We start from the raw sequence: 25,771 nt of genomic DNA, 5'->3' as shown, positions 1-25,771 counted from the left end.
CCATGCCCAGCGATCCTCCTGTCCGGCGTCCGCGCGTTGCCCGCGCCGCAGCGCGCACCGCGGTCGCACCGTTGGCGATCGGGTTGCTGTTCGTAGGCAGTGCGGTCTTCGCCAAGATGGTGTCGGCCCGTTCCGATCAGGCGACTTCGGCCCTCGCGCTGCCCCCGCTCCAGCAAAGATCGATGGCCGCTCCCACGCTGATGTCAGAGCCAAAGCTGGTCACCGCCGCGCCGTTCGTGCCGCGCGCAGCCCCGGTATTGCTGACCGCATCGCCGCCTGCCGCAGCCTATACGGCCCGCTATCCGCCCCTACCCACAACCAGCTTGATCACGCGCCAGCCCGCGACGGATCGGTTTGGCGGGTCCGCACTGGTGATAGATCTGTACGCCAGCGGCGCGTCACGCACCGACGGCGCCGCGCTGAGACAGGACCAGGCCGGGCCCGAACGCGGTGATGGTGCCGCGATCGGACAAGATCAAGCCGCGCAGGATGCTGGCCCCCGCCTCGATCCGACCGGTGATGCAATTGCCGCAGCCAATGCCGCCAGCCCTCAAGCAGCCACAGGATCGGGTAACGAACAATTTTCCCAGCGGGTTGGCATGAAGCAGCCCGAAGCTTCCGAAGCGCGGCAATTGACGAACCTGAACCGTTTGATCCCGCAAGGCACGATTATCAGCGCGGTGATGGAAACCGCGCTCAATTCTGACTTGCCCGGCTATGCCCGCGCCGTTGTGACCAAGGATGTCCTGTCGTTCGATGGTTCGTCGGTACTCATCCCGGCTGGCAGCCGGGTCATCGGCGAATACAATTCAGGCGTTGCCCAAGGGGCCAGCCGCATCTTCATTGTCTGGAGCCGGTTGATCCGCCCCGATGGGGTGTCAATCACGCTTGGCTCGCCCGCCGTCGACGAGTTGGGCCGGGGCGGATTGAGCGGCAAGGTGAGCCGGCATTTTCTGAAGCGATTCGGCGGGGCTATCCTGCTTTCGGTCCTGACTGGCGGGATCGGTGCCTTGGCAAGCCGGATCGGCGGCGGTTCCACCATTATCGTCAATTCAGCCAACGATGCGAACGCGCTGGCTACGCAGGCCTCGCGCGGAAACGACATCCCGCCCACAATCAAAACCAATCAAGGCGCATTGGTCCAGATTTTCGTTGCGCGTGACCTTGATTTCACTGCAGTCGGACCGGCCCGCCGGTGAACGCCCAACCGCTGGAATATCTGGGCGCTTTCCTGGCCCCACTTGAAGACGCGCTGAATCGGCCCGACGTGACCGACATTTTTGTTAACCGTCCTGGCGAACTATGGCTCGAGACGAGTGACGGGATCGAGCAGCATGACAGTCCAAACCTTGACGATGCAGCGTTGTGGCGCCTGGCCCGCCAGATTGCCGCCGCTTCGGATCAGGGGATCAGCCGTGAGCACCCGCTCTTGGCCGCTACTTTGCCAAGCGGGGCGCGGGTTCAAATCTGCGCTCCGCCCGCAACCCGGGGGCATGTAACGGTCGCCATCCGCAAACACGTTGTGCCGGATCTGACGTTGGCAGATTATGTGGCGAGCGGGGCTTTTTCGAAAGTCGGCCACGCCGCGCTGGCGCAGCAGGCGATTGATCAGGATCTGCTGGCTCAACTTGGCGAAGGCGACATCGCAGGGTTTCTCGGCAATGCCGTGCGCGCGCGCAAATCGATCCTGATTTCGGGCGGGACCGCGACTGGGAAGACGACGCTGCTCAATGCCTTGCTGAAAGAAGCTCCGCTTGAGGAACGATTGGTTCTGATCGAGGACACGCCGGAAATTCAATTGATTCATCCCAATGCAGTCGGCCTGGTGGCGGTTCGCGGCAAGCTTGGCGAGGCCTCGGTCAGTTCGGCCGATTTGCTTGAAGCGGCGCTGCGGATGCGCCCGGACCGCATCATTATGGGCGAGATCCGCGGCGTTGAGGCGCTCAGCTATTTGCGTGCCGTTAACACGGGCCATCCTGGCTCGATCAGCACGATCCACGCCAGTTCACCCAGCGGTGCGATCGAACAGCTTGCGTTGATTGTCGGTCAGTCTGGCAGTGACTTGCGGCGCAGCGAGACGGTTACCTATATCCGATCGACGATTGATCTGATTGTGCAATTGGGCCGCAGTGATGGACAGCGTAACGTCACGGCGATTCAGTTCCCACTCAGTTTGAACGAATCAAGCCATCCATCGCCGGTTTGACCAGCTTCCGGATCGGTAACGGGCAATTCAATCAGGTCTGACCAACGCCACACCCCAGAACCGATCACCACCATTGTCGTGCGGCCCGGTTCGGGAATCGGGATCAGTTGCGGTCCTGCTGTTTCAACCCCTTGGCATTCTACCGGAAGCGCCAGAACCGTATTCGTGACCACGCGTTTCAACTCGGGGATTTGCGTTTGCGGTTGCGGCACCAGTTGCTGAGCTTCGGGTGCGATGCCCAGCCAAGACCCATTCCACAACATCACCGCATCGGCATCGGAACGGACTTCGGCGGGCAAGGCGGCAAGTTCTTCCATGGCACGTTCGTCGGCAATCAGCGCGGCGCCCACCGCGCTTGCTACGGAACAACCACTCCCGCTTCCGCTCCCCGATGCGGGCGGAGGCGCCGCTTCGACGGTCACTTTTGTGGGCAAAAGCGCTACCTTCCGCTTGTCTGGCACTGGCGGAACGACCGCCTTTTTGGCCGGGGCGTCGGGCTTTGGAACATCCACGGAAATGTCGATCGCCGTCAGGCTTTGCGGCTTGCGGACAGCCGCAAAGCTGCTCCCACCAAGCAAAATCCAAAGGGCCAAAACCAGATGACCTGCAATAATCACGACCATCAATGCGGCACGCCGCGCACGGGCCGCTGCGCTCATCGGCGCATTTAGGAATCCGGTCGGAATGCCATCATCGTGCGCTGCGGAGATTGATCCGATAATATTCAACACCATCACATCGTCCGCCTACCATCTTCCCTGAGGGCGTTCTCGTGCGGACGGCCCGGGAGCACCGGAAATGCAAAAAGGCGCACTGCTGAGAGACGTCGGTGAACTGGGCTTGTCAGAGCAACTGCAACGACTGGCGACATGGGTCCATGAAAGCTGGGGCCGAATCATGCCCCGCCCCCGCAAAACCGCCAGCCCGTTCCGCTATTTCAACTCCTCACCCGAGGTGATCCGCGACAGAGCCAACGCACCTGCAAAACTCGCCCGCGTCATGCGGCGACGTTCGCGGTTCAAGGTACTGCGCTGCGCTGGCAGTATTGCGAATCAACGTAGTTTCCTAGCCTGAGGCGCGTTAAAATCGGGGTCTTTCTTTGCCACCCAGTCAACAAATTTGCGGATCGCGGGGTTCGCCAACAGACCTTCGACATCCATGCCGAAACGCTGCAACTCTGAATTGGTGAAATTCGCGACCAGCGTCTGCTGGCAAATCGGGTGCATCGGCACGACATCGCGCCCGCCCCGGCTTTTGGGAACGGGATGATGCAAGACGGTGGTCTTGCCCATCGGCCGGCCGCAAAGCCAGCAGTGGGCAGCCACCGCAGGCACTTCGTCCTCGTCGCGATCGAGGTCGCGATAGGGATCATGTTTCGAATGTTTACGGGCCATGGGTCTGCCTGAAATGCCTAAGCTGCGCAGCCGCACTTATACCGATGCAGCCGGCAACACTACACTGCATGCGGTGGCTGGCTCGATGATCTGTAGGCCCGGTTTCCGGCCCGCTATCGCGGGTGCCGGGCGGCCAGCGCGATGCCAGCGAGATTTTGCGCGCGCTTGATCCAGCGGATCCGCACCGGATGCGCCTTGGCAGACAGGGCCAGAAACCTGGCGGCATGCCGGTGTTTGGCGCGGCCGGTTCGAAGCGCCGCGTTGGCCTGCTGGACCACCGCGATCGCATCGCCAATCAATACGATGTCGGCAAGGCCCTGCCTTTGGGCCAATTCAAGCGCGCAGATCAGCGCCAGCCATTCCGCATCGCTGCTCGTGCCGTGTCCCAAATCGTCAAACAGCTGGACATTGCCACGCACGACAACGGCCGCTTCGATCCGCCCGGGATTTGGGCGGCAACCGCCATCAAAGAATACTTTCAACCTTGCCAATTACGACCAGCCGTCCTGCGGTTCGATCCCGTTCATGCTGACGGCGACCTGGCTGACGTCGATCGGCTCTTCCTTGCCGTTCACCAGATCGTCGTAGCGGGCGATGTAGGTAGCGCCATCGACTGATATAGCGGAAGAAGGTGCCGAGCGGACCATTTTTGTTGAACGACAGCGAAAATGTGCAGGTCGCGCCGCCTTGATCTATCCTGGCAAGGTTCGCGCCACCGGGATCGGCTGGATAGGCACCTTCACTCACCCGCTGATCGAGGTCTTTGCGCTGTTTGTTGGCCCCAAGGTGATTGTGGCCTTCGCGGGTCGGGACATTGGCAAAGGCAAGATTGGCCAGCTGGGCCAGAAACAGAATGGGCGGGCTTGCCTAAGCAAACCCGCCCTGCCCCCGGCGATCGCAAGCGCGCTCAGCCTGACGGGACAGGTGCCACAAAGCTATTCAGGGTAATTGCATAAATCCGCCAAGCTTCAGAGCGGCAGGTTGTCGATCAGGCGGGTTGCGCCAATGCGGGCGGCGACCAGCAGGCGCGCCGGGGCCACACCGGGTTGGGCCAGCGGCACCAGTGTTTCGGCATCGCAGAGCTGCGCATAATCCACCGAGACAAAGCCGTTCGCGATCAATGCGCCGATCAGCGCGCCGAGCGCATCGGCAACCGGCTGGCCAGCGCGGATCGCGGCCAGCGCACGGCGCATTTCGCGCGGTAGGGCCGCGGCGTTGGCGCGGTCTTCGGCCGAAAGGTAGGCATTGCGTGACGACAGCGCGAGGCCATCGGCTTCGCGCACGGTTTCTACCCCCTCGATCGCAGCGACATGCGGCCTGGTGAGATCGAGGTCGCGCGCCATGCGGCGGATCACGGCCAGCTGTTGCCAGTCTTTTTCACCAAACAGCGCCAGATCGGGCCGGACCTGGTTGAACAGCTTGAGCACCACGGTTGCCACGCCGTCAAAATGGCCCGGCCGCGCCGCGCCGCACAGGCCTTCGCTGACCTCGGTGACCGAAACGGTGGTGGCATAGCCTTGGGGGTACATCGCTTCGGGTTCGGGTGCCCAGACCAGGCTGACACCTTCAGCCGCCAGCAGCGCGCAATCGACCTCAAGCCGGCGCGGATACCTGGCCAGGTCCTCGTTCGGCCCGAACTGGCGCGGATTGATGAAGATCGATACGGCGACATGCGCTGCCCGTTTGCGCGCCGCGCGCACCAGCGTCAAATGGCCCTCATGCAGCGCGCCCATAGTCGGCACCAAGGCGAGCGGTCCCTCGCGCCGCAGGGTATCGGTGACATTGCGCAGTGGATCAAGTTGCCGCACGATTTGCACGCCGGGTACCCCTTGGATAAAGCCCGCTGGAGAAAGCTGTCGAGACGCATTAGGTTGCGGTGCAGCAAAAGCAAACAGCCTAACGAAAGTTCACCCAGCCCCCGTGCCCACTTTGACCGCCCCACACCGCATCGTTTTCGCCAATGAAAAGGGCGGCACCGGCAAAAGCACCACCGCGGTCCATGTTGCCGTGGCCTTGGCCTATCAAGGCGCGCGGGTGGCGGCGATCGATCTCGATTCGCGCCAGCGGACGCTGCACCGCTATTTCGAAAACCGCAGCGAAACCGAAAAGCGCCGCGGGGTCACCCTGCCGACCCCGAATTTCGCGGTTTTCAGGGGCGAAACGATCGAAGAGCTTGATGCCATGACCGCTGAATTGGCCCAGGGTGCAGATTTTCTGGTCTTTGATACGCCCGGTCGCGATGATCCGTTCGCGCGCCATGTGGCAACCGAAGCCGATACACTGGTCACCCCGCTCAACGACAGTTTCGTCGATTTCGATCTGATCGGCCAGGTCGATGCTGAAACCTTCAAGGTCCGCAAGCTATCGTTCTATGCCGAACTGATCTGGGAGGCGCGCAAGAAGCGGGCCATGGCGACGCTTACCGACAAGCGCCGCGAAATGGACTGGGTGGTGGTGCGCAACCGCACCCAGCACACCGAAGCGCGCAACATGAAGCGGCTCGATTCGGCGCTGACCGAACTGTCCAAGCGGGTTGGCTTCCGGATTGCCGGGGGGCTGTCCGAACGGGTGATCTACCGCGAGCTGTTCCCTTCGGGGCTGACCCTGCTCGACAAGGGGCACCTTGGCGAACTGGGGACCAGCCACCTGGTCGCCCGCCAGGAGCTGCGCTCGCTGGTCAGCGCGCTCGGCCTGCCGCTGCCAAGTCGGCACGAGCCTGAGCTGGCGCTGAGCCAGCCCGGGTGATTCGCGGTGGGCAAGCTGATCACGCTCGCCCTGCTCGGATCACTGGCCTGCCGCATGTTGACTGGCCATTGGCCGTGGCAGTTCTGGCAAAAAAGTGAACGATCCCAGAAGGAAGCCCAAGCACGGGCCTTGCTAGGCGTGGCCCAAGCGGCTACGCGCGCCGAGATCGCCGATGCAACCCGGCGCCTCATCGTCCGCGTCCATCCAGACCGCGGGGGAAGCAACCAGGCGGTTCACGCCGCCACGGCCGCGCGCGATGTTTTGATCGCGCGGCTCGACAGGATTGAGGCAGACGCAAAATGAGCCACCAGTTCCACCCCACCGTGCTGCGCGAATACGATATCCGCGGGATCATCGATGAAACGCTGAGCGCCGCTGATGCCTATGCGATCGGCCGCGGTTTCGCGACCTTGCTCAAGAAGGGCAAAGGCAGGAAAGTGGCGGTTGGTTATGATGGCCGCACGTCATCGCCGATGCTCGAAGAAGCGGTGGTGCACGGGATCAACGATGCCGGGCTTGATGCCGTACGGGTGGGCATGGGGCCGACGCCGATGCTGTACTATGCCGAAGCCTCAATGGAAGATGTGCAGGGCGGCATTCAGATAACTGGCAGCCACAATCCCGCCAATTACAATGGCTTCAAGATGGTATTGGCCGGCCGTCCGTTCTTCGGCGCGGATATCCAGCTGCTGGGCAAACTGGCCGCCCGGGGGGGCTGGGCAAGCGGGACCGGAACCAGCGAAAGCCGCGATATCCTCGACCAATATGTCGACCGGCTGGTCAAAGGGCTCGACGGGATTGACCGTGCCGGGCTTGAAGGGCTGGCGATCGGCTGGGACGCCGGTAACGGCGCCGCCGGCCCCGCGCTCGAACGTCTGGTCCAGAAGCTTCCTGGCAAACACCATCTTCTCTTCACCCAAGTGGATGGGACGTTCCCGAACCATCATCCGGATCCCACTGAAGAAAAGAACCTTGCCGATCTGAAGGCGCTGGTCGCGGACAAGAACCTCGATTTCGGGGTGGCTTTCGATGGCGACGGCGACCGGATCGGGGCGATCGACGGCCAGGGCCGGGTAATCTGGGGCGACCAATTGCTCATGATCTACGCCGAAGACCTCCTCAGGATGGAGCCCGGAGCGACGATTATCGCCGATGTAAAGGCCAGCCGTGCTCTATTCGAGCGGGTCTCTCAGCTTGGTGGACGGCCGCTTATGTGGAAAACCGGACACAGCCTGATTAAATCCAAAATGAAGGAAACAGGTTCGCCGCTGGCCGGGGAAATGAGCGGTCACGTGTTCTTTGCGCACCAGTACTACGGGTTCGACGACGCCTTGTATGCTGCGGTCCGCCTGATCGCCGCATCATCACGGCTGGGCAAGAGCGTGACGCAGTTGCGCAGCGAAATGCCCGCCTTGGTCAACACGCCCGAGCTGCGCTTCCAGGTTGATGAGACCCGCAAATTCCACGTGATCGACGAGGTCAAGGAACGGCTCGCGGCAGCGGGGGCCGATGTCGACGCTACCGACGGGGTGCGCGTTTCGACCAGCGATGGCTGGTGGCTGCTGCGCGCCTCGAACACGCAGGATGTGCTGGTGGCGCGCGCGGAAAGCAACGATCAGGCCGGGCTCGACCGGCTGCTCGCGCAGATCGACGACCAGCTGGCGCTAAGCGGGCTGGCACGCGGCGAGCAAGCGGGGCACTAGCGCTCAGGCTTTCCAGCCCCAGAACAGCTTGCACGGCAGCACATTCAGCCATTCGAATCCGGCATCGATGCAGGTGAAGTGCCTGGCCATGAAAAGGCGGGCTTTGGCGCTGAACTGATAGACCAGGAACGCGCCGCCGGGGCGCAGCACGCGGTGGGTGGCGGCGGCGATTTGCGCGCCCACCCCATCGGGCAGGGTTGAAAAAGGCAAACCCGAAAGGACGTAATCGGCGTGGTCGTGCCCGTGCGCTTTGACGATCGCTTCCACGTCCGCAGCCGAACCAAGCACTGCGGCAAAACGGCTGTCAGGGATCGTGGCGTTCAGATAGTCGATATAAAGCGGGTTGGTATCGATCACGATCAACTGTCCGTCGCGGCGCAGGCGCTCAAGCACCGGACGGCAGAAAGTGCCGACCCCCGGGCCATATTCGACAAACAGCCGGCATTCGTCCCACTTCACCGGGGCCAGCATCTTTCGAATCGTGAAGCGTGATGACGGGATGATCGAGCCGACCATCACCGGGTGCTCGACAAAGCCTTGCAGGAACACGCCCCACGGGCCCATCGCGCGCTGAACCCTGTGCCGGATGCGCTGACCCAGGCTTTGGCAGGCAAAATCAGTTGCAGTCATGAAAGATATTAGTCCGGCTGTTTGAATGCAGGCCTGCCCATCACAAATTTGACCGGGCATTGCAAGGTGTCTGCGTCCGGCTTAGCGGTGAATCGATGAACCGCAGCGATATGCCACCAGACACTGCGCCCGCAGGGACCACCAGCAGCCTGCCGGGCTGGCGCGTTGCGCTGCTGTTCACCGTGATGCTGGTGACTGCAGCGGGCAACACCGCGATGCAATCGGTGATGCCCTCGATCGGGACGGCGCTGAAGGTCGAGGATTTCTGGATCAGCCTGGCCTACACCTGGTCGGCGCTGCTGTGGATGCTGTGCGCGCCGTGGTGGGCGCGGCGGTCGGACCAGCGCGGCCGCAAGGCGATGATGGCGATCGGGTTGATGGGCTTCATTTCCAGCTTTGGGCTTTGCGGTCTGGCGCTGTGGCTGGGGCTCAACGGCTGGCTGAGCGGCGTGGCGACTTTGCTGGTCTTCGCGCTGTGCCGCTCGCTTTATGGCGGGTTCGGCTCGGCCGCACCGCCCGCGGTCCAGGCCTATGTCGCCAGCCGCACCAGCCGCGAAGCGCGCACCCGCTCGCTCTCGCTGATCTCGTCCAGCTTTGGCCTTGGCACGGTGATCGGGCCGGCGCTGGCGCCGTACTTCATCTTGCCGGGGCTGGGGCTGGTCGGCCCGTTCATCGCTTTTACCCTGATCGCGGTGGTAACGCTGTTTGCGCTGCGCGTGTGGCTGCCCGATGATGCCCCGGCCTATGCCGCGCGCGGCGATGTGATGGCCGCGCCGTTCAGTGCCAATTCGGAATCGCGCGCGCCGATTGCCCCCGATGCCGAACCCGATGATGCCGCCGCCGACGATGCGCTTCCCGGCGATGTCGCGAAGCTGGCGTGGTTCGATGAACGGATGCGCCCGTGGCTGGTCGCCGGGCTGCTGGGCGGGCACGCGCAAGCCGCCGCCATGGGGATCGTCGGCTTTTTGATTCTTGACCGAATGGGCTTGCGCGCCAATCCCGGGGCGGGCGCCGGGCCGATCGGTATCGTGCTGATGGCGGGGGCAATGGCCACCTTGTTTGCGCAGTGGGGCGTAATCCCGACCATGCGGCTGGGTCCGCGCGCTTCGTGCCTGCTGGGTATGGTGATCGCTGCGGGCGGGACCGCGCTGCTGGCCGTGGCTTATGATCTTCACGCCATCACGATTGCGGTGGCGCTGATCTCGCTTGGCTTCGGCCTGTTCCGTCCCGGTTTCACCGCCGGGGCTTCGCTGGCCGTAAGCCGCGCGGAACAGGGGCAGTCGGCGGGGATCGTCGCTTCGGTCAATGGCGCGGGCTATATTGTTGCGCCGGCGGTCGGGGTCTGGCTCTATGGCCATAACCCGTGGGTTGGCTTCGCGGTGATCGAACTGCTGTGCGCGGCGGTGATCGTGCTGGGCCTGCGCAGCATGACTGGTGACGAGGAGCTGATGCAGCCGCGCCGTTAAAGAATTTCGTGCACCCGGTCCTGCGGACGGCACAGCCGCACGCCCTTGGCGGTTTCCACCAGCGGGCGTTCGATCAGGCGCGGCTCGGCCGCCATCGCGGCCAGCACTTCTGCATCACCGGCGTGCGGCAGGCCGCGATCCTCGGCGTCAGTGCCGCGCAGGCGCAGCCCCTGCTGCGGGGTCAGCCCGGCATCGCGGTATAGCTGGGCAAGCTTGGCTGCCGAGGGCGGATTCTCAAGGTAGAGCACCACTTCGGGTGCGACACCCGGGCTCTCTTCAAGGATCGCCAGCGTCTTGCGCGATGTGCCGCAAGCCGGGTTGTGCCAGATCGTTGCTTTCATTTCCGCCTCCGTTCGGCCGCTCCCTAACAAAAAGCGTCGCGGACGCAATTTGATCCTTGTCAATGCGAACGATTCGCATTAGCGGCACCAATGACTAATGAGAGTCGTTATCAATAAGGATCGTCATGTTGTTTCCCCGCCAGTTTGCCTGCCTGTCCACGTTCGCCCTTGCTGCCAGCCTTGGCGCACCGGCCTGGGCCGAGGAGGCGGCTGACGACGAAGCACCGATCGTGGTTACCGGTGAGCGCCCCAGCGTTGAAATTTCCGGGACCAAGACCGGCACTGCGGCCATCGACACCCCGCAAAGCGTGGTGACGCTGGGGCGCGAACGGCTCGACGATCAGGGCGTCGAATCGCTGGGCGAAGCGCTGCGGTTTGTGCCCGGCGTCACCATCGGTCAAGGCGAGGGCCACCGCGATCAGGTGATCCTGCGCGGCCAGGCCAGCACCGCCGATTTCTACCTCGATGGGCTGCGCGACGATGCGCAGTATTATCGCCCGCTCTATAATGTGCAGCAGATCGAGGTCCTGAAAGGCGCCAACGCGCTGCTGTTCGGACGCGGCGGCGGCGGCGGGGTGATCAACCGCACTTCAAAACAGGCGCAGCTTGGCCGCACCAGCCTGGGTGCCAGCGGCGCGATCGACAGCTTTGGCGGCTGGTCGCTGGCGGGCGATCTCAACCTGCCAGTGAGTGAGAATGCCGCGCTGCGGATCAACGGCACCTACGAAAACTTCGATAACGACCGCGATCTGTTCGGCGGGCACTTCATCGGCCTGGCCCCCACGCTGACGCTCGCGCCTGCCGATGGCACCCGCGTGGTGCTGGCTTATGAATATGCGGCTGATGATCGGGTGATCGATCGCGGCGTGCCTTCGCTTGGCGGGCGGCCGATCGGCGGATACGATCAGGCCTTCTTTGGCAGCGCAAGCGTCAACACCGGATCGGTTGACGCGCACATTGCCCGCATCCGCATCGATCAGGAACTAGGCGAAGGACTGACGCTTGACGTGACCGGGCAATACGCCTTCTACGACAAGCAGTACGCCAATCTGCTGCCGGGGGTGGCCACGGCCAGCACCGTCAGCTTCTCGGGCTACGAAGACACCAACACCCGCAGCAACTGGATTGGGCAGACCAATCTGGTGTGGAAGGGCCAGACCGGGGGCATCGGCCACACGTTGTTGGTGGGCGGCGAAATATCGGACCAGTCAACCGGTGCAACGCGCCGCAACGTGCTGTTCGCGGCGTCCGGCGGCGGCACCGCTGCTTCGGCAACGCTGCCGTTGGCGCAAAGCTTTAGCTTCCCGGCGATCAGCTGGACGGGCCTCGTCACCAACGGCCAGACCAAGGTGAAAAGCCGTTCGCTTTATATCCAGGACCAGATCGAACTGGCGCCGTGGCTGCAGGTGATCGGCGGGGTGCGGTATGACCGGTTCCAGATCAGCGCGGTTAACCTGCTCACCAGCGTTCCCAGCGCGCGCACCGACAACAAGTGGTCACCGCGCCTGGGTCTGGTGCTCAAGCCGCAGGAAAACCTCTCGCTCTATGCCAGCTATGCGCGCAGCTTCCTGCCGCAATCGGGCGACCAGTTCTCGTCGCTGAATCCCACCTTTCAATCGCTGGAACCCGAGGCGTTCCGTAATCTCGAAGCGGGCGCGAAGTGGGATGTGAAGCCGGGGCTCAGCCTTACCTTGGCTGCCTTCCAGCTCGATCGCAGCAACACCCGCGTGGCTGACCCGGCAAACCCCGGGTTCTGGCTGCTTACCGGCAGCAGTCGTGCGCACGGGATCGAAGCTGCGGTGGCTGGGCGGATCACCCCGCAGTGGCAGCTCAGCCTTGGCTATACCTGGCAGGAAGGCGAAATTCGCACGGCCACAACCGCGGCGCCGGCCGGGCGCCAGCTTGACAAACTGCCGCATCATCAGGCCTCGGCCTGGACCCGCTATGACCTGACCCCGCGCTTCGGGTTGGGGCTGGGGGTGCTGCACCAAGCGGGCCAATATGCCACGATCAGCAACGCGGTGCGGCTGCCGGCCTATACCCGGATCGATGCCGCAGCCTTCTTCGATGTGTCAGACAAATTCGCACTGCAACTCAATGTCGAGAACCTGACCGACGCGAACTATTACGCTAGCGCGCATACCGACAACAACATCCAACCGGGCGACCCGCTTAACGTCAAGCTGACCGCGCGGCTGAAGTTTTAGGGCCTCATCGCCGGGACTGCGCGGGCCGCATCTTCGGGTGCGATCCCGGGCGCTGGCGCCGCGCTGATCGTTTCGACTTGCCGCGCCACGCGGCCGGCGCGCTGGATCGCGCGGACCAGCCGCGGATAGACCCCGCAGCGGCACAGATTGGGCACCGCGGCGGCAATGTCTGCTGGGGTCGGATCGGCATTGCGCGCCAGCAGCGCAGCGGCAGCTATCGCGATCCCCGGGGTGCAGAACCCGCACTGGATCGCCTGTTCGGCCACCAGTGCCTGCTGCACCGGGTGCGACCGGTCGGCCGAAAGCCCTTCGATCGTGATCACCGCGCGGCCTTCGGCATCGGCAAGGGTGACCAGACAACTGCGCAGCGCCTGGCCTTCGACCAGGACCATGCAGGCCCCGCAATCGCCCTCGCCGCAGCCGTATTTGGTGCCGGTCAGGTTGGCGACGTCGCGCAGCGCCCACAGCAGCGGAGTAGCGGGATCAAGCTTGAATTCGACCGCGCGGCCGTTGACGGTCAGTCGCGCCACGAACGGTCGATCTTGTCGATCCTGCGGGTCCAGGCGTCGAAATCGGCTTGCCCTGGCAAAGTGCCCGGAACCCCGCCCTGGGCCAGATCGCGCAAATGCACCGCCACCACATCATCGGGCACGGTAAGCGGCTTGCCGGCGGCGAGCGTTGCCAGCATCACTTCGCAGGCACGCTGCAGCGACCAGTGGGTGATGAATACTTCGGGCAGAGATCTGCCAAGGATCACCGGGCCGTGGTTCTTCAGCATCAGGATCTTCTTGTCGCCCAGGTTCGCCAGCAGTCGCTCGCCTTCTTCGGAGCGTACGGTGATCCCTTCGAAATCGTGATAGGCGATTCGCCCGGCGAAATTGCAGGCGTAGAAGTTGACCGGCTGCAAGCCCCCTTCAAGGCTGCTGACCGCCATGGTCGCGGTGGTGTGGGTGTGGACGATCGCATGGGCCCACGGCACGCGGCGATGGAACAATCCGTGCTGCACAAACCCGGCTTTGTTGACCGGCCAGGGGCTGCCATCCAGCGTGTTGCCATCAATGTCGATCTTGACCAGGTTCGAGGCGCAAACCTCTGAATAAAGCAGGCCGAACGGATTGATCAGGAACGCGCCCTCTTCGTTCGGCACCTTGACCGAAATGTGGTTGTAGATCGATTCCGACCAGCCGAGGTGATCGAAGATCCGGTAGCACGCGGCCAGTTCCAGCCGCGCCTGCCATTCGGCTTCGCTGCATTCGATATTGCGGGCGTGGACGTTGAGCTGGGTGGCCATCGTTCTCTCTCCGGTTGCTATTCGCCGCCGAGCCTATGCCAATTAGCGGCCGAAGGAAATGCGCATTCCGGCCCACACGGTGCGCGGCGCACCAAGGTCGATTGATCCCGCCACATTGCGGGTGACGACCTGTACGTCGGTCAGGTTCTCGACCCGGAAGACCAGGCTGAACCGCGGGTCCAGCGGCACCAGCGCGAACAGATCGATCGTGGTCGCGGCGGGCAGGCGATCGGTTTGCAGATCGTCTTCGAACTGCATGCCGACATGACGCGCGCTGATCGCCAGCCGCCAGCCCGGCGCCGGGGTCCAGGCGAGGCTTGCGTTGGCAGCAATTTCAGGGGTCTGCGCCGGACGCAGCCCATTGAGCGCGGCCGACGTCCCGCTGGCTTCGACCCTGGCATCGGTCCAGGCAAGTGCGCCGTCAAAACGCACTGTTCCGGCCCTGGCCGAGAGGCCGAGTTCCACCCCGCGGGCGCGGATCGCATCGACATTGCGCCGTTCGCGCAGGTTGGTCCCGATGGTGACATTGGCCACGGCACCCGCGACCCGGTTGTCGAATGCGGTGACCGACAGGCTGAGCGCGGGGCTGGGGGTCCAGTCAATCCCGGCTTCGAACCCGAACAGGCGCTCGTTGATCAGGCTGGCATTGGCACGGGTGGTAACCGGGAAGACGGTGAAGGGGCGGTAGAGTTCGTTGAGCGTGGGCGCTCTGAGGCCCGAATAGACCGCGCCGCGCAGCGCCAGCCTCTGGTCCGCGCGCACCACCAGCCCGCCGCGGCCCGACCATTCCCAGCCTGCGCGATCGGCAAAGCTGTTGTTGATGGTCACCGCGCCGGCGGCGTTGGCTTCACGGAAAAATCCGCCCGTCACGCGCCAGCGATCACCGCGCATTCCCGCGGTGAGGGTAACCGGGCCCAGCGTCCAGTCATGTTCGGCGAACAGACCCAGATCGCTGTTCTGCCCGCCCGCGCTGCGCCGCGCGGTGACAAGGCCGGTGATGCCCGAATAGGCATTTTCGAACATCGCGCCCGATGTCACCCGCCAGTCGATCCCCAGCCGCAGCACGCGGCCATCACCCACCGGCGGGCGCAGTTCCAGCTTGCCGCCCCACCCGGTCGAGGGTGTGGCGCGCTGGTCAAGCGTCTTGCGCAAGCTGGTGGCGCTGATCACAATGTTGGAGAAATTGCGCGCCTGCAGATAGGCCAGCGCATCGAATTGCCAGTGGCCCGATCCGACCAGGCGCAAGCTGGCATCCTGCCCGCTGCTGGTCGAATCAGCACCGACAAAGCGCAGCGTGCGCGCGTCGGCATAGGCAAGGCCGCGCGCCTGCAGCTCAACATCCGGGGTAAGCGGTGCCACCCCGCGCAGCGCAAAGGACCAGCCATCATAGCGCGCGCGCGCCGAAGCGGGCACACGCTGGCGTTCCGGCGTGGTCCAGAAACCCTGGCCCCGATCCCAGCGCAGGCTAGCGACGGCAAAGCCCGCGCCAAGCTGCGGCGCGAGGCTGGCCGAAAGCGTAGTCTCGCCGCGATCATCTGCCAGCGCTTCACCCGAAAACAGGCCAAGTAGGCGCGGCCCGGCGCTGTCGAGTTCAATCGTGCCCGCCACCGCCCCGCTGCCAAATGCGCCCGAACCGCCGCCGCGCGTTACCCGCGCAGAGGCCAGCCGTTCGGGTGCGATTGCCGACAACGGAACGTAGCCGAAGAATGGATCGGCCATCGGCACGCCATCAAGCAGCACAAGACTGCGGCTGGTGGCATTGCCGCCCAGCGCGCGCAGCGTCACCCCTTGCGCCGAAGGATTGGCGCTGCGGCTGTCGCTGCGGCGAAACTGCTGAAAGCCTGCGACCGCTGCCAGCGCATCCTCGATCCGCCCCGATGCGGTGTTCGTCAGGCGTTCGGCGGTGATGGTCTGGCGATCATAGGCGGGCGCTCCGGGCGGTTCGGCAAGCCCCTGGCCGGTGACGACAAGGTCGGGATTATCCGCACCCGCTTCTTGCGCATGGGCCGCAGCCGGAAGCGACAGGCACAGGACGAAGACAAGGGGAACGGTGCGGGACATCGACGTTCGGTCGCTAGAGCCATCGCCGCGTGCTGGCAACAGCTGCCGCGCTATTCACTGACCAGCGCGTTGAGCAGGCTTTCGAAACTGGTGGTTGCCGCCACCAACGATCGTTGCAGGGGCAACCGGCGCACCATCACCCGTTCATCGCCAAGCGGCAGCATCTGATGCGCGTGCCAACCCGGCGGCACCGAATCGTAATCGGCCAGGATCGGCAGGCCGAGCTGGCGGACCAGATCATTGCCCCGGATTTCGCTTTCGGCCTGGGGCAGGGTGAGCGGGGAGAGATCGATCAGGCGATCGGCGTGATCGGCCGGGGCAAACCCGCTGCAGCCGGTCCGCGCGGTGCAGCGCGCATCCTGATCGGCGATCTCGAGCCAAAGTTGTACCGGATCGAGCAGCCACACCGCATCGTCGTGCCGGACGATGTCGCCATCGCGGACGATGTAATAGCCTTCCCAGCGGGCAACGACGCAACTTGTCGCAAGTTCGCGCGCAGCCGGGCAGAGCTGGCTCGCCACCACCGGCTCCAGCTGATCGCCGCCAACGGCACTGTCGCCGCACAGCAGCAGCACGCGCGATCCAGGCTCCTTCGCCAGAAGGTCCAGCGCCAGCAGGGCGGGCAGCATGCCCCAGCCGTGAATGGCGATGTCATGGCAATCGGAAGCGCGATCCATCGGGCCGTGGTCCCACATCGTCCCCGTCCCGGCAAGCGAATCGAGTCGCGCGGGCGATTCGTGTTGCCGATTGGCAACGGCACGGGAATTAACCTGTTGAATTAACCGTTTACGGAAAGCAAATGGACCTTTTGCAGCGATCGTAGCGGCGTTTTTTAATGGCTAGGATTCAGCCGTTTAAGGCCCGAAGATGTTAACCTTCTGCGGCTTGCGGTGGTTAACAGAAAGTCGGGGAGAAAATCTTCTTGGCTTTCCCCCCAGCAATGCGATTAACTGAAGTCAGAAACCGGAGTGTGATCGGCACAAGATCGCAGACTGGTTTCTGGGGCCGCACACTGACTGATTGAACGACCGCGTCTGCGCAGCGTGTGCAGAGTATAATCTAGTGTGGAGTGAACGTGTGATGCGTTTTGGGCGAGGCATTGATCGAGTGGCAGGACTGACCGCAGCCGTTTTGGCAGCAGGCACCCTTGCAAACCCGGCCCAGGCCCAGATCAGCCAGGAGCAATACGCTTACAACCGCAGCAGTGCGGTGCCCGTCGGCTATGTCTTTCCCGGCCCGCCGCAGGCCGTTCTGATTGTCAACGTCACGGCTTCGGTAGGCGGCACCTGCGGGTTCGCCACCGGGACCGAACCCAACGCAACCATCACCAAACCCAATATCGACACCACCGGGTGGAGCGCGCAGGTGCCGTTCACCGCGCAGTGCACCGCACCGTGGCGCATTGCGGTTTCGTCGCAGAACGGCGCGCTCAAGAACGCGGCAACGGTGCCCACCGGCTACCAGAACCGCGCACCATATGCGGTTACCGTCAACGTTCCCTACGATACCGGTTCGAGCACCGGCACGGTCACCTCCACCTGTCCGGTGGCTCAGATCGACCAGGCCCTGGGCAGCTCGCCGTGCAATTTCAAAGGCACCGCCACCACCACCAATGGTCTGCCGGTGCCGCGCAGTTTCAACCTGTCTGGTTCCTTTATCCAGGTCGCCGCACCCGCTTATGCGGGGCCCGATATCCTGGTTCAGGGAACATATACGGATGTCCTCACGGTCACGGTATCCCCCGCGATCTAAGAGGCTGAATGAATGCCCCGGGCTTTTTGGTCCGCTCCGGGGAGTGTGAAGATGAGCCGGCCAGACCGGCCTGTTAGAAGGAAGAAAAAGATGAAGAAGCTTGTTTCGATCGCACTCCTGGCCACTGCGGCCATTGCGACCCCCGCCATGGCGCAAAGCACTGGCACGATCACCATCAACGGCAGCGTTGAAGGCAAGTGCGCGGTTGTTACCGGCACCAACGCCCCCAACTGGGCGGCCACCGTCAACATGGGCGAACTGGCCAAGACCGACGGCACGCTGAAGACCAGCGCCGATCTCCAGACCGCGTTCAACACCGCGGCCGCCGGAACCCAGGACACCCGCGTTGTCTGCACCGTCGCCAACCCCAAGGTCAGCGTCAATGCCAACCCGCTGGTGGCCCAGACCAATTCGGCCGCACCGGGTTCGGGCTATGCCGATACCGTGCAGTTCCAGGCTGACGTCAAGGTCTACAAGGCGACCACCGCCGCTCAGGTCTACAGCAACGACAGCGCCGCCGCTGCCGGTTCGCTGACCGCGATCGGCGATCGTCTGGCCGCTACCGGCACCAACATCGAAGTCCGCACCAGCAACTGGCGCACTGCCAATGCAACCGACCTGATGGTGGCCGACAGCAGCTACCAGGGCAGCATCGTCGTCACGATCTCGCCGATCTGAAGCTGACTGACCAAGGAAGAGGTTAAACCCATGCGTAAGCTTCTCATTCTCGCCGCGCTGCCCGCCCTTGCGGTGGCCAGCCCGGCCCTGGCCCAGGTCGAAGGCCGGGTAGACATCGACGGTTCGGTTGCGACCCGTTGCCTGTTCACCCTGCCCAACGCCACCATCTCGCTGGGCGAACTGTCGCTGACCAGCAATGGCAAGCTTGATGCCGCCAAGGTCAACGGGCGCACCGCCACGCTGAGCGGCTGGTGCAACGGCGCGGCCTCGACCATGACTGTCACCACCACCCAGCTGACCACCGGCACGGCGGCGATGACCGGGTTCGATAACCGGGTCGATTACACCGCGCAGGCGACCGTCAACAGCGTTCCGGCCTCGGATTCGAGTCTGACTGCCGGTGCCGGTGCGGCTGCCACGGTTGGCTTGTTCAGCGGCGATATCACCGTGCTGCTCTCGGCGGCGGCGTCGCCGACGGGCGGGATCATGGTGGCTGGGGCCTACACGGGCAACGTGAAGGTCACGTTGACTCCGGCGCTCTAGAGCCAATGCACAGGATCGGGATCCACTCCATGAAGCAGACTTTATCCCTTTTTGCCCTCGCGATCGCAGCGGTGCCAAGCCTGGCATCGGCGCAGACCGTGGCTGAAGGCAATGTCGGGGTAGACGGGCGCGTTGCGCCGGTCTGCATCCTGGGCGATCCCGATCCGGCTACCGTCAATCTGGGCCAGCTTTCGGCGGCTTCGGGTCCGCGGACCGGGCGCGTGGCAACCATTGCCAACCGCACCGTGCTGCTTCCCGCAAGCCACTGCAACTTTGCCGGCTCGGTCCTGACGGTGCGGGCAACCGCGCTGATCGTGGGCGATCCGGCGGCGCCGCAGGCCGGCTTTACCCGCGCGGTCAACTACACCGCGACCGCCAGTGGCTGGTCGGGCGGGGCAAGCGCGGCCACCAGTGCCGCGCTGCGCGATGGCAGCAATGCCACGACCAGCGGGTCGGGCGCGATCCAGCCCTTGCCAAGCCGGGCCGATATTACCCTGACGCTTTCGAATTTCACCACCCCCGGCGACGGTTTCCTCGTTGCCGGCAACTACAGCGGGACCGTGGTTATCACGCTCGGTCCTGCCGCAGTGGCAAATTGAGGCCCGCTATGACACGCAGCCTGATCACCCTGATCGCTCTCGCCGCACTGGCCCTGCCGGTTTCGGCCCAGGCGCAATCGCGCGATACCGATACCAAGACGGTCAACATAGTCGGCACCGCGCCGGTGATGTGCTTTGCCGGCACGCTCAGCGGCACCGGCAGCTATGATCTTGGCGTGTTGATCGATACTACCAGCGGTCAGTTGCGCAGCGATCTGTCGGCGCCGGCGCAGGTGCTGGTCGGATCGTTCTGCACCGGACGCAGCACCATCACCGTTTCGGCGACCCCGCTTGAAGCGCAGAACTTCACCGCCACTCCGCCCAGCGGCTTTGCCCGCCGGGTCGATTATACCGCTACCGCGAGCGGCTGGACCGTTACTCCGGCCAGCTATCAAACCGCAGCGGCTAGCAATACCGCCGCCACCCAGTCCCGCCCGACCTCTTTTTCGGGTGATGTCACGGTGGCAATTTCGGGCTTTGCCACAACCGGCGGTCAGAACCTGCGTCTGGTTGCCGATGGCGACTATCGCGGGCTCGTCACCGTCACCATCGCGGCGGTAAATTGATCATGCGCGCACTCACACTCGTTGTTCTGGCCGGGGCGGCTTTTGCCAGCCCTGCCCTGGCGCAAAGCACCCCCAACGCGCAGAACCTGCCAGTTACCGGCCGGGTTCCGCAGCTCTGCTCGCTGCAGCAGGGAACGATCACCCCGGGCGGGCTCAACAATATCGCCGGGCTTGATGGCGATACGCTGCGGATCATCCAGTTCACCGACCCCTCGACGCTCAGCGTGCGCGCGGCCAGTGCGACGATCAGCTTCGATGCGGTTTGCAATTTCCCCCATTCGGTACGGATCGAATCGCAGAATAACGGGATGTGGCCGGTCGATGGCCGGGTCAGCGATCGCCCGCAAGGCTTCGCCTATGCCGTGCCCTATACCGCCGACATCAGCTGGGGACCGGTCAATACGCAGTTCTCCGCCGATGCCAAAGTGCGCAGCACCAGCCAGCAGGTGATCGTGATCAATGATCCGGTTGCCGGCGAATTCTCATTGCGGATCCGGATCGAGGATGGCGCCTCGAATGTCGAAACCCGCGCGCCCCTGGTGGCCGGCACCTATGTCGACACCGTGCGCATTTTTCTGGAGCCCCGCTGATGCGCGTACTGTCCCTGATGATCGTCGCCGCTGCTGCGGTGGCCGCGCCCGCCCAGGCGCAGGAGCTTAGCCGCGGGACCCAGCGGCTCGAGCTGGTCGGCGCTGCCCAGGTTGGCTGCGTCGCCGGGGCAGCGCGCCCGGGCCGCCAGGTCAACGCCACCTTTCAGGATGGCGGGCCCGCTGGCGGCACCGTGGTGATCCCCGTGCTGGTCGATCCCAATACAGCCGCCACGCTCGGCTCGTCGATCGAGCTTAGCCTGCCGGTGGTCTGCAACACCTCGCATTCGATCAGCGTGCGCAGCTACAACGGTGCGCTGACCCGCGACGGGGCCAATGGCCGCGCCGCAGGGGGCTTTGCCGAAAGCCAGGTCTACGGCGTGGCCGTCACCTGGCAGAACCAGACCGCGCGGATCGATGGCACCAGCCGCACTGCCGCCTTTGCCTGGCCGCAGCCGGCCAAAGGTGATGTGACGGTCGATATCGAAGTTCCCAGGGGCACCGCGCCGCTGGTTGCCGGGGCCTATCGCGACGCCGTTGTCGTGGAAATCCGGCCAGCCAATTAGAGGACCCGCTGGTGCGGGAGGAGACCCAAGTGAAAAGTCATTTCAAATATGCGTTAACCATGTTTTTCGCCGCGCTGGTTCCGGCCCAGGCGGCTGATGCCATGACGGTCCAGCCGGTCGTGATCGACCTGCAGACCGCGGGCCGCGACATGAGCCAGACGATCACGGTCGAAAACACTTTCGCCACGCCGCTGCCGGTCGAACTGACGGTGCAGGAGCTGGAGCTGGGCACTGACGGGGTCAGGCAGACCGGGGTTGACCCGGGCGATCTACTGGTCTTCCCGCCGCAAGCAATCATCGAGCCGGGCCAGACCCAGACCTTCCGCGTGCAATATGTCGGCGATCCGGCACTGGCCAAATCGAAGCACTATTACGTCACCGTGGCGCAGCTGCCGATCAAGCTGCCCGAAGGCCAGTCGGCGATCCAGATCCTTTACAACTTCCAGGTGCTGATCAGCGTCGCGCCGGGCGGAGTGAAGCCCAAGATCATGGTCCAGGGCGCCGAAATCGGCAAGTCGGCTGATGGCAAGCCGCTGGCCGTGCTGACCATTACCAATGAAAGCCCGGCGCATGGCTACCTGTCGAACGGCCGCATCCGGGTTGTCGAAAAGGACAAGTCGGGCGCGCAGGTGTTCAGCCGCACGCTGTCGGCGGCTGAAATCCAGCAGACCATGGGCTTTGGCCTGATCGGCGGCGGGCAAACCCGCCGGGTTACCGTGCCGCTGGAACTGCCCAGCGCCGAAGGAACCGTGGAGGCGAGCTTCTCGCTCGAGAACTAAGCCATGGCGACAGGGGGTAGACATATCGGGCTGATGATCGGTGCCAGCCTTGCCGGGCTGGTGGCGGCACCGGCCTATGCTGCAAGCGATGCGGCTGCGGCGGCCAGCAGCGATCAGCCTGATGCACCGGCGGCGCGGTCTGAACGGCTCAACCCGACCGGGCGGACCATCGTGCTGACCGTTCCGGCAAAGGACGGCGCCGCCTATCTTGGCGATATGCCGTTGACGATCGGCGCCGACGATTCGCTGAGCTTCCCGACCGATCGCGCGCTGCAGCTGCTCGAACAGATCCTCGCGCCCGATGTGCTGACCGGACTGACCAACGCCTTCGCGGGCAAGGCCGCAGTTTCGCCCGGCGATTTCGCGGTGGTCGGGATTACGGTCAGCTACGATCCGCGCACGCTTGAGCTGCGTTTTGACATTCCGGTCGAAAGGCGTGCCTCGCGCGCGGTTTCGGTCGCCGCGCTCGATCAGAAGTCGCTTGGCACCTATGTCCGCCCGGTTGATGTCAGCGCCTATCTCAACATTCGCGGCTCGGTCGATCTTTACGAAGACGGCCCGGTCGACGGGTTCCAGAACCCGGTGTTCCTGCTCAACAGCGCAGTGAACCTCAAGGGCGCGGTGATCGAGAATGATGCGATCTGGTCGCCCGGCAGCAGCGGGGCCGATTTTCAGCGGCTCGGAACGCGCTATGTCTATGACGATACCGATGCGCTGATCCGCTTCACGCTGGGCGATCTTGATACGCAGGGCCGCGGCTTCCAGTCGGCGCCCGACATTGCCGGGATTTCGATCTACCGGTCCTATTCGGTGCTCAGCCCGCAGCAGATCATCCGCCCGCGCGGTGATCGCAACTTCACGCTGGCCCGGCAATCGACCGTCGAAGTCTATGTCAACGGGCAACAAGTGCGCCGGATCCAGCTTGGCCCCGGCAGCTACAACTTGCGCGATTTTCCTTTTGCGCAGGGCGGCAATGACATCCGCCTCAACGTGCTGGATGATACCGGCCGCACCGAAGTGCTGCGTTTCAACCTGTTCCTCGACCAGACCCAGCTGGGCAAAGGCTTGAGCGAATTTGGCCTCTATGCCGGGGTCAAATCGCCGCTCGGGCTGCACGGACCGGTCTATTCGGACAACTGGATTACCTCGGGCTTCTACCGCCGCGGGATCAGCGACTCGTTTACCCTTGGCGCTAATTTCCAGGCCGACGATCAGGTTCAGATGGCCGGCGTCGAAGCGGTCTTCGGAACACCGATCGGCACGATCGGAACCCAGGCCGCGTTCAGCCACACCCAGGGTTACGGCGATGGCTATGCCTTGCAGGCGACCTTCCAGCGCTTGCTGCAGCACTCCGATGGCCAGGCCGACAGTTTCAACCTGTTTGCCGAAACCCGCAGCCGCAAGTTCGCCCCGGTCACCTTCTTCCTTGCAGACAACCAGTACGATTACGAACTGGGCGGCGGCTATACCCATGCGTTCAATTCGAACTATTATATGGGTGCCAACGCGCGGTTCTCGCGCGGGCGCGATGCCAACCCCGATGTGCACAATTACGCGGTGCTGGCCGGCTGGCGCATTTCCTCGAATGCCACGCTGACCGCCGAGGCACGCTATAGCGAAGACGCCAACGGCGACGAGGTCAGCGGCTTCCTGACGCTGACCGTGCGGCTGGGTCGCACCTCCAGCGTGCGCAGTGAATACGATACCCGCAGCAACCGCGCACGGGCGTCCTACCAAACACTGCATGGCAGCGGGGTGGGCAGCTACAACGTGACGGCTGATGTCGAACGGTCCGATTTCGGATCGAATATCGCCTTCAACGCCAACTATTTCTCCAACCGTGCTGAACTTGGCGTCAGTCACTTCGGCACCTTTGGCGGCGATTTTGGCGATAGCACCAGCCAGCGCACCAGCTTCCGCTTTGGCACCTCGATCGCCGTGGCAGGGGGCGAGGTCGCGATCGGGCGGCCGATCTATGACAGTTTCGCGATTGTCCGCCCGCATGCCAGCCTGCGCGGCACCAATGTCATCGTCGAGCCAAGCCCGTTTGGCGATGTCGCCGAAACCGGCAAGATGGGCCTGGCGACCATGCCCAGCCTGTCGTCCTATTCGGAACGGACGGTCACCGTCGATGTCGAGAACGCCCCTGCCGGGGTCGATATCGGGCAGGGTTCGTTCAAGCTGTTCCCGCGCTATCGCAGCGGCTATCTGCTTGAAGTCGGTTCGGATTACCATGTGACGGCGCTGGGCACGATGCTCGATGTCGATGGCCTGCCGGTGGCGCTGGTTTCGGGCAAGGCAACTGAACTGGCCCATCCCGAACGGCCGCCGGTGACGCTGTTCACCAACCGCCAAGGCCGTTTCGGCGCCGCCGGTCTCGCTCCGGGACAATGGCGGCTTGAAATGCTCGATTCCAAGAAATCGGTTTATGTTATTACCATTCCGGGTGAAACCCAAGGCGTCCTGCGCCTGGGGGACATCACGCCGGCGAAGGATCAGTGACGATGCTCAAAATTTCCACACTCAAAAGCGCCCTGCTTGGCCTCATGGCAATCATGCTCGGCTGGTCTTCGGCAGCACAGGCGCAGACCGCCTGCGGGCTCAGTGGGATCAGCGCGTCAGCCGCGCCACTGGTCTATGATCCGTTCAATCCAAACGGGTTCTCCAGCAACAATATCGTGATGAACATCTCGCGCATCAATCCGCAAGGCGGCGGGACCACGAGCGTGCTCAACTTCTTCCTCAAGCCCAACCTCGCGACCGGCGCCAATGCTGCCGGGATTCAGCTGATCCCGCTGTCGGTATCGGGTCAGGCGGCGCTAGATGGCGCCGGGCTCAACATCTTTTACCCGGCGGGCGGACAGGAACCCACCATGCTGCCGATCAACACGATGCCCAGCGCCGGGAACCGTTTCGCCAAGATCAGCTTCACCGGCAATAACGCCGGTTCGGATACCGTGGCCGTGACCTTCCAGGTCGTGCTGCCGCCGAACCTGCAGCTCAACGCGATGCAGAGCCTGGCCTTCGACGCTTCGTTTTCCTGCAACATCCAGGGCGGCCAGCTCAATGGCCAGACCCAGACCGGGAGCCGCGCCAATGCAGTGACCTTCCCGGTCACCGTGCTCAGCGCGCTGCGCACCTATTACGCCGGAACGGCGCTCGATTTTGGCGAGATCGGTAATGTCACCACCGGCTCGCTGGCGGGCACGCCCAAGCTGACCAGCCCCAGCAACTATGTCTTCGTGCAAAGTTCGGGGGCCTATTCGGTGACCCTGGCATCGCAGAACGGGTTCCAGCTATACAAGCCGGGCGCGGCAGTTCCGGGTGATAAGATTGCGTACCAGCTGCGGTTCCTGGGAGAGAACGTCAATTCGACGACCAATCCCGCGCCAACCAGCATCGCGATAACCAAGAGCTGCAAGCCCGCGACATTGGCAACGACCGGTAATGTCCTGCCGATCCGGGCTACTCTCCTCGAAGGGGGTTCGGGCAAAAATCCGTCCCCGACGTACAGCGATGTTCTGACCATTACGGTGACGCCGCTGATCTACAGTGACCCCGGGGTCAATCTCTGCGCATCGCTGTAAGGCTGCGATCGGCAAAAACGAAGCGGCCCGCCCCCGGCAAGGGAGCGGGCCGTTTGGCAGTTCGGAAAGG

The 25,771-nt window shown here is 63.8% G+C and carries 28 protein-coding genes and 1 pseudogene; 18 read left to right on the top strand and 11 right to left on the bottom strand.

What is annotated here, in order from left to right; translation table 11 throughout:
- Positions 1–2 precede the first annotated feature (2 nt).
- Together RMN99_RS11870 and virB11 are read left to right on the top strand one after the other, a co-directional pair.
- Positions 3–1,199, top strand: coding sequence for a TrbI/VirB10 family protein (locus RMN99_RS11870; protein WP_309623526.1), 1,197 nt, complete (start codon positions 3–5; stop codon positions 1,197–1,199).
- A complete protein-coding gene (gene virB11, locus RMN99_RS11865) occupies positions 1,196–2,206 on the top strand; it encodes a P-type DNA transfer ATPase VirB11 (RefSeq protein ID WP_309623525.1) in 1,011 nt (336 codons plus the stop codon). The genes RMN99_RS11870 and virB11 overlap by 4 nt, the downstream gene beginning before the upstream one ends.
- Here virB11 and RMN99_RS11860 read toward each other — a convergent pair.
- From RMN99_RS11860 to RMN99_RS11845, 4 genes and pseudogenes are all read right to left on the bottom strand, one after another.
- Entirely contained in the window at positions 2,158–2,943 is a 786-nt protein-coding gene (locus RMN99_RS11860) for a hypothetical protein (protein WP_309623524.1), read from the bottom strand. The two genes, virB11 and RMN99_RS11860, sit on opposite strands and share 49 nt — an antisense overlap.
- 315 nt (positions 2,944–3,258) lie before the next feature.
- Positions 3,259–3,600: a hypothetical protein gene (locus RMN99_RS11855; RefSeq protein WP_309623523.1), complete on the bottom strand. Its 342-nt coding sequence runs from the start codon at positions 3,598–3,600 to the stop codon at positions 3,259–3,261.
- A gap of 113 nt (positions 3,601–3,713) precedes the next feature.
- The gene (locus RMN99_RS11850) at positions 3,714–4,091 is read right to left on the bottom strand and encodes a reverse transcriptase-like protein (RefSeq protein ID WP_309623522.1); all 378 of its coding nucleotides are present in this window, start codon (positions 4,089–4,091) and stop codon (positions 3,714–3,716) included.
- Between the two features lie 12 nt (positions 4,092–4,103).
- Positions 4,104–4,284: pseudogene (locus tag RMN99_RS11845) on the bottom strand (oxidoreductase); the annotation flags it as partial.
- 3 nt (positions 4,285–4,287) lie between these two features.
- On the opposite strand from RMN99_RS11845, the gene RMN99_RS11840 reads away from it, so the two are divergent.
- On the top strand, positions 4,288–4,548 hold the full coding sequence (locus RMN99_RS11840) for a hypothetical protein (RefSeq protein ID WP_309623623.1): 261 nt from the start codon (positions 4,288–4,290) through the stop codon (positions 4,546–4,548).
- A 20-nt stretch (positions 4,549–4,568) separates the two neighbouring features.
- On the opposite strand, the gene panC is transcribed toward RMN99_RS11840, so the two are convergent.
- Positions 4,569–5,417 carry a pantoate--beta-alanine ligase gene (panC, locus tag RMN99_RS11835; RefSeq protein WP_309623521.1) on the bottom strand — a complete coding sequence of 283 codons (849 nt, stop codon included), beginning with the start codon at positions 5,415–5,417 and terminating at the stop codon, positions 4,569–4,571.
- Positions 5,418–5,520: 103 nt separating this feature from the next.
- On the opposite strand from panC, the gene RMN99_RS11830 reads away from it, so the two are divergent.
- The 3 genes from RMN99_RS11830 to pgmG are packed head-to-tail and all read left to right on the top strand — an operon-like array spanning position 5,521 to position 8,048.
- Positions 5,521–6,345, top strand: a complete 825-nt coding sequence (locus RMN99_RS11830; RefSeq protein WP_409035254.1) for a division plane positioning ATPase MipZ — start codon at positions 5,521–5,523, stop codon at positions 6,343–6,345.
- A 6-nt stretch (positions 6,346–6,351) separates the two neighbouring features.
- Positions 6,352–6,648: a molecular chaperone DnaJ gene (locus RMN99_RS11825; RefSeq protein WP_309623520.1), complete on the top strand. Its 297-nt coding sequence runs from the start codon at positions 6,352–6,354 to the stop codon at positions 6,646–6,648.
- Positions 6,645–8,048, top strand: a complete 1,404-nt coding sequence (gene pgmG / locus RMN99_RS11820) for a phosphoglucomutase/phosphomannomutase PgmG (protein WP_309623519.1) — start codon at positions 6,645–6,647, stop codon at positions 8,046–8,048. Before RMN99_RS11825 ends, pgmG begins: the two co-directional genes overlap by 4 nt.
- Positions 8,049–8,051: 3 nt before the next feature.
- Here the strand turns inward: pgmG and RMN99_RS11815 are convergent, their stop codons facing one another.
- Entirely contained in the window at positions 8,052–8,678 is a 627-nt protein-coding gene (locus tag RMN99_RS11815) for a methyltransferase domain-containing protein (RefSeq protein WP_309623518.1), read from the bottom strand.
- A gap of 95 nt (positions 8,679–8,773) precedes the next feature.
- On the opposite strand from RMN99_RS11815, the gene RMN99_RS11810 reads away from it, so the two are divergent.
- A complete protein-coding gene (locus tag RMN99_RS11810) occupies positions 8,774–10,144 on the top strand; it encodes an MFS transporter (protein WP_309623517.1) in 1,371 nt (456 codons plus the stop codon).
- Here RMN99_RS11810 and arsC read toward each other — a convergent pair.
- The gene (gene arsC / locus RMN99_RS11805; protein WP_309623516.1) at positions 10,141–10,485 is read right to left on the bottom strand and encodes an arsenate reductase (glutaredoxin); all 345 of its coding nucleotides are present in this window, start codon (positions 10,483–10,485) and stop codon (positions 10,141–10,143) included. The genes RMN99_RS11810 and arsC overlap by 4 nt on opposite strands.
- A 125-nt stretch (positions 10,486–10,610) precedes the next feature.
- Between arsC and RMN99_RS11800 the strand changes: the two genes are divergently transcribed.
- The gene (locus tag RMN99_RS11800) at positions 10,611–12,692 is read left to right on the top strand and encodes a TonB-dependent siderophore receptor (protein ID WP_309623515.1); all 2,082 of its coding nucleotides are present in this window, start codon (positions 10,611–10,613) and stop codon (positions 12,690–12,692) included.
- Here the strand turns inward: RMN99_RS11800 and RMN99_RS11795 are convergent.
- The 4 genes from RMN99_RS11795 to RMN99_RS11780 are packed head-to-tail and all read right to left on the bottom strand — an operon-like array spanning position 12,689 to position 16,721.
- Entirely contained in the window at positions 12,689–13,222 is a 534-nt protein-coding gene (locus RMN99_RS11795) for a 2Fe-2S iron-sulfur cluster-binding protein (RefSeq protein WP_309623514.1), read from the bottom strand. The two genes, RMN99_RS11800 and RMN99_RS11795, sit on opposite strands and share 4 nt — an antisense overlap.
- Positions 13,210–13,983, bottom strand: coding sequence for a class II aldolase/adducin family protein (locus RMN99_RS11790; RefSeq protein WP_309623513.1), 774 nt, complete (start codon positions 13,981–13,983; stop codon positions 13,210–13,212). Before RMN99_RS11790 ends, RMN99_RS11795 begins: the two co-directional genes overlap by 13 nt.
- Before the next feature lie 42 nt (positions 13,984–14,025).
- Positions 14,026–16,044 (bottom strand): TonB-dependent receptor domain-containing protein, encoded by a 2,019-nt coding sequence (locus RMN99_RS11785; protein ID WP_309623512.1) that lies wholly within the window; start codon positions 16,042–16,044, stop codon positions 14,026–14,028.
- 50 nt (positions 16,045–16,094) lie between these two features.
- Positions 16,095–16,721, bottom strand: a complete 627-nt coding sequence (locus RMN99_RS11780; protein ID WP_309623511.1) for a hypothetical protein — start codon at positions 16,719–16,721, stop codon at positions 16,095–16,097.
- Between the two features lie 430 nt (positions 16,722–17,151).
- Between RMN99_RS11780 and RMN99_RS11775 the strand changes: the two genes are divergently transcribed.
- The 10 genes from RMN99_RS11775 to RMN99_RS11730 all read left to right on the top strand — a co-directional run bounded on the left by RMN99_RS11775 (position 17,152) and on the right by RMN99_RS11730 (position 25,701).
- Positions 17,152–17,796 carry a hypothetical protein gene (locus tag RMN99_RS11775; protein WP_309623510.1) on the top strand — a complete coding sequence of 215 codons (645 nt, stop codon included), beginning with the start codon at positions 17,152–17,154 and terminating at the stop codon, positions 17,794–17,796.
- A 90-nt stretch (positions 17,797–17,886) separates the two neighbouring features.
- The gene (locus RMN99_RS11770; RefSeq protein ID WP_309623509.1) at positions 17,887–18,474 is read left to right on the top strand and encodes a hypothetical protein; all 588 of its coding nucleotides are present in this window, start codon (positions 17,887–17,889) and stop codon (positions 18,472–18,474) included.
- A gap of 30 nt (positions 18,475–18,504) precedes the next feature.
- Positions 18,505–19,017 carry a hypothetical protein gene (locus RMN99_RS11765; protein WP_309623508.1) on the top strand — a complete coding sequence of 171 codons (513 nt, stop codon included), beginning with the start codon at positions 18,505–18,507 and terminating at the stop codon, positions 19,015–19,017.
- A 29-nt stretch (positions 19,018–19,046) separates the two neighbouring features.
- Positions 19,047–19,616: a hypothetical protein gene (locus tag RMN99_RS11760; protein ID WP_309623507.1), complete on the top strand. Its 570-nt coding sequence runs from the start codon at positions 19,047–19,049 to the stop codon at positions 19,614–19,616.
- A gap of 8 nt (positions 19,617–19,624) precedes the next feature.
- Entirely contained in the window at positions 19,625–20,182 is a 558-nt protein-coding gene (locus RMN99_RS11755; RefSeq protein ID WP_309623506.1) for a hypothetical protein, read from the top strand.
- A gap of 2 nt (positions 20,183–20,184) precedes the next feature.
- Positions 20,185–20,772 carry a hypothetical protein gene (locus tag RMN99_RS11750; RefSeq protein WP_309623505.1) on the top strand — a complete coding sequence of 196 codons (588 nt, stop codon included), beginning with the start codon at positions 20,185–20,187 and terminating at the stop codon, positions 20,770–20,772.
- Positions 20,772–21,335, top strand: coding sequence for a hypothetical protein (locus tag RMN99_RS11745; RefSeq protein WP_309623504.1), 564 nt, complete (start codon positions 20,772–20,774; stop codon positions 21,333–21,335). The genes RMN99_RS11750 and RMN99_RS11745 overlap by 1 nt, the downstream gene beginning before the upstream one ends.
- A gap of 29 nt (positions 21,336–21,364) precedes the next feature.
- Positions 21,365–22,114, top strand: coding sequence for a fimbria/pilus periplasmic chaperone (locus RMN99_RS11740; protein ID WP_309623503.1), 750 nt, complete (start codon positions 21,365–21,367; stop codon positions 22,112–22,114).
- Positions 22,115–22,147: 33 nt separating this feature from the next.
- Entirely contained in the window at positions 22,148–24,616 is a 2,469-nt protein-coding gene (locus RMN99_RS11735; protein ID WP_309623502.1) for a fimbria/pilus outer membrane usher protein, read from the top strand.
- A gap of 2 nt (positions 24,617–24,618) precedes the next feature.
- Positions 24,619–25,701, top strand: a complete 1,083-nt coding sequence (locus RMN99_RS11730; RefSeq protein ID WP_309623501.1) for a hypothetical protein — start codon at positions 24,619–24,621, stop codon at positions 25,699–25,701.
- Positions 25,702–25,771: the final 70 nt, after the last annotated feature.

This window comes from Novosphingobium sp., from assembly GCF_031417815.1.
Classification (GTDB): domain Bacteria; phylum Pseudomonadota; class Alphaproteobacteria; order Sphingomonadales; family Sphingomonadaceae; genus Novosphingobium.
Note: the sequence above shows the minus strand (reverse complement) of the source record. Positions and strands in the feature narration are given on the sequence as shown.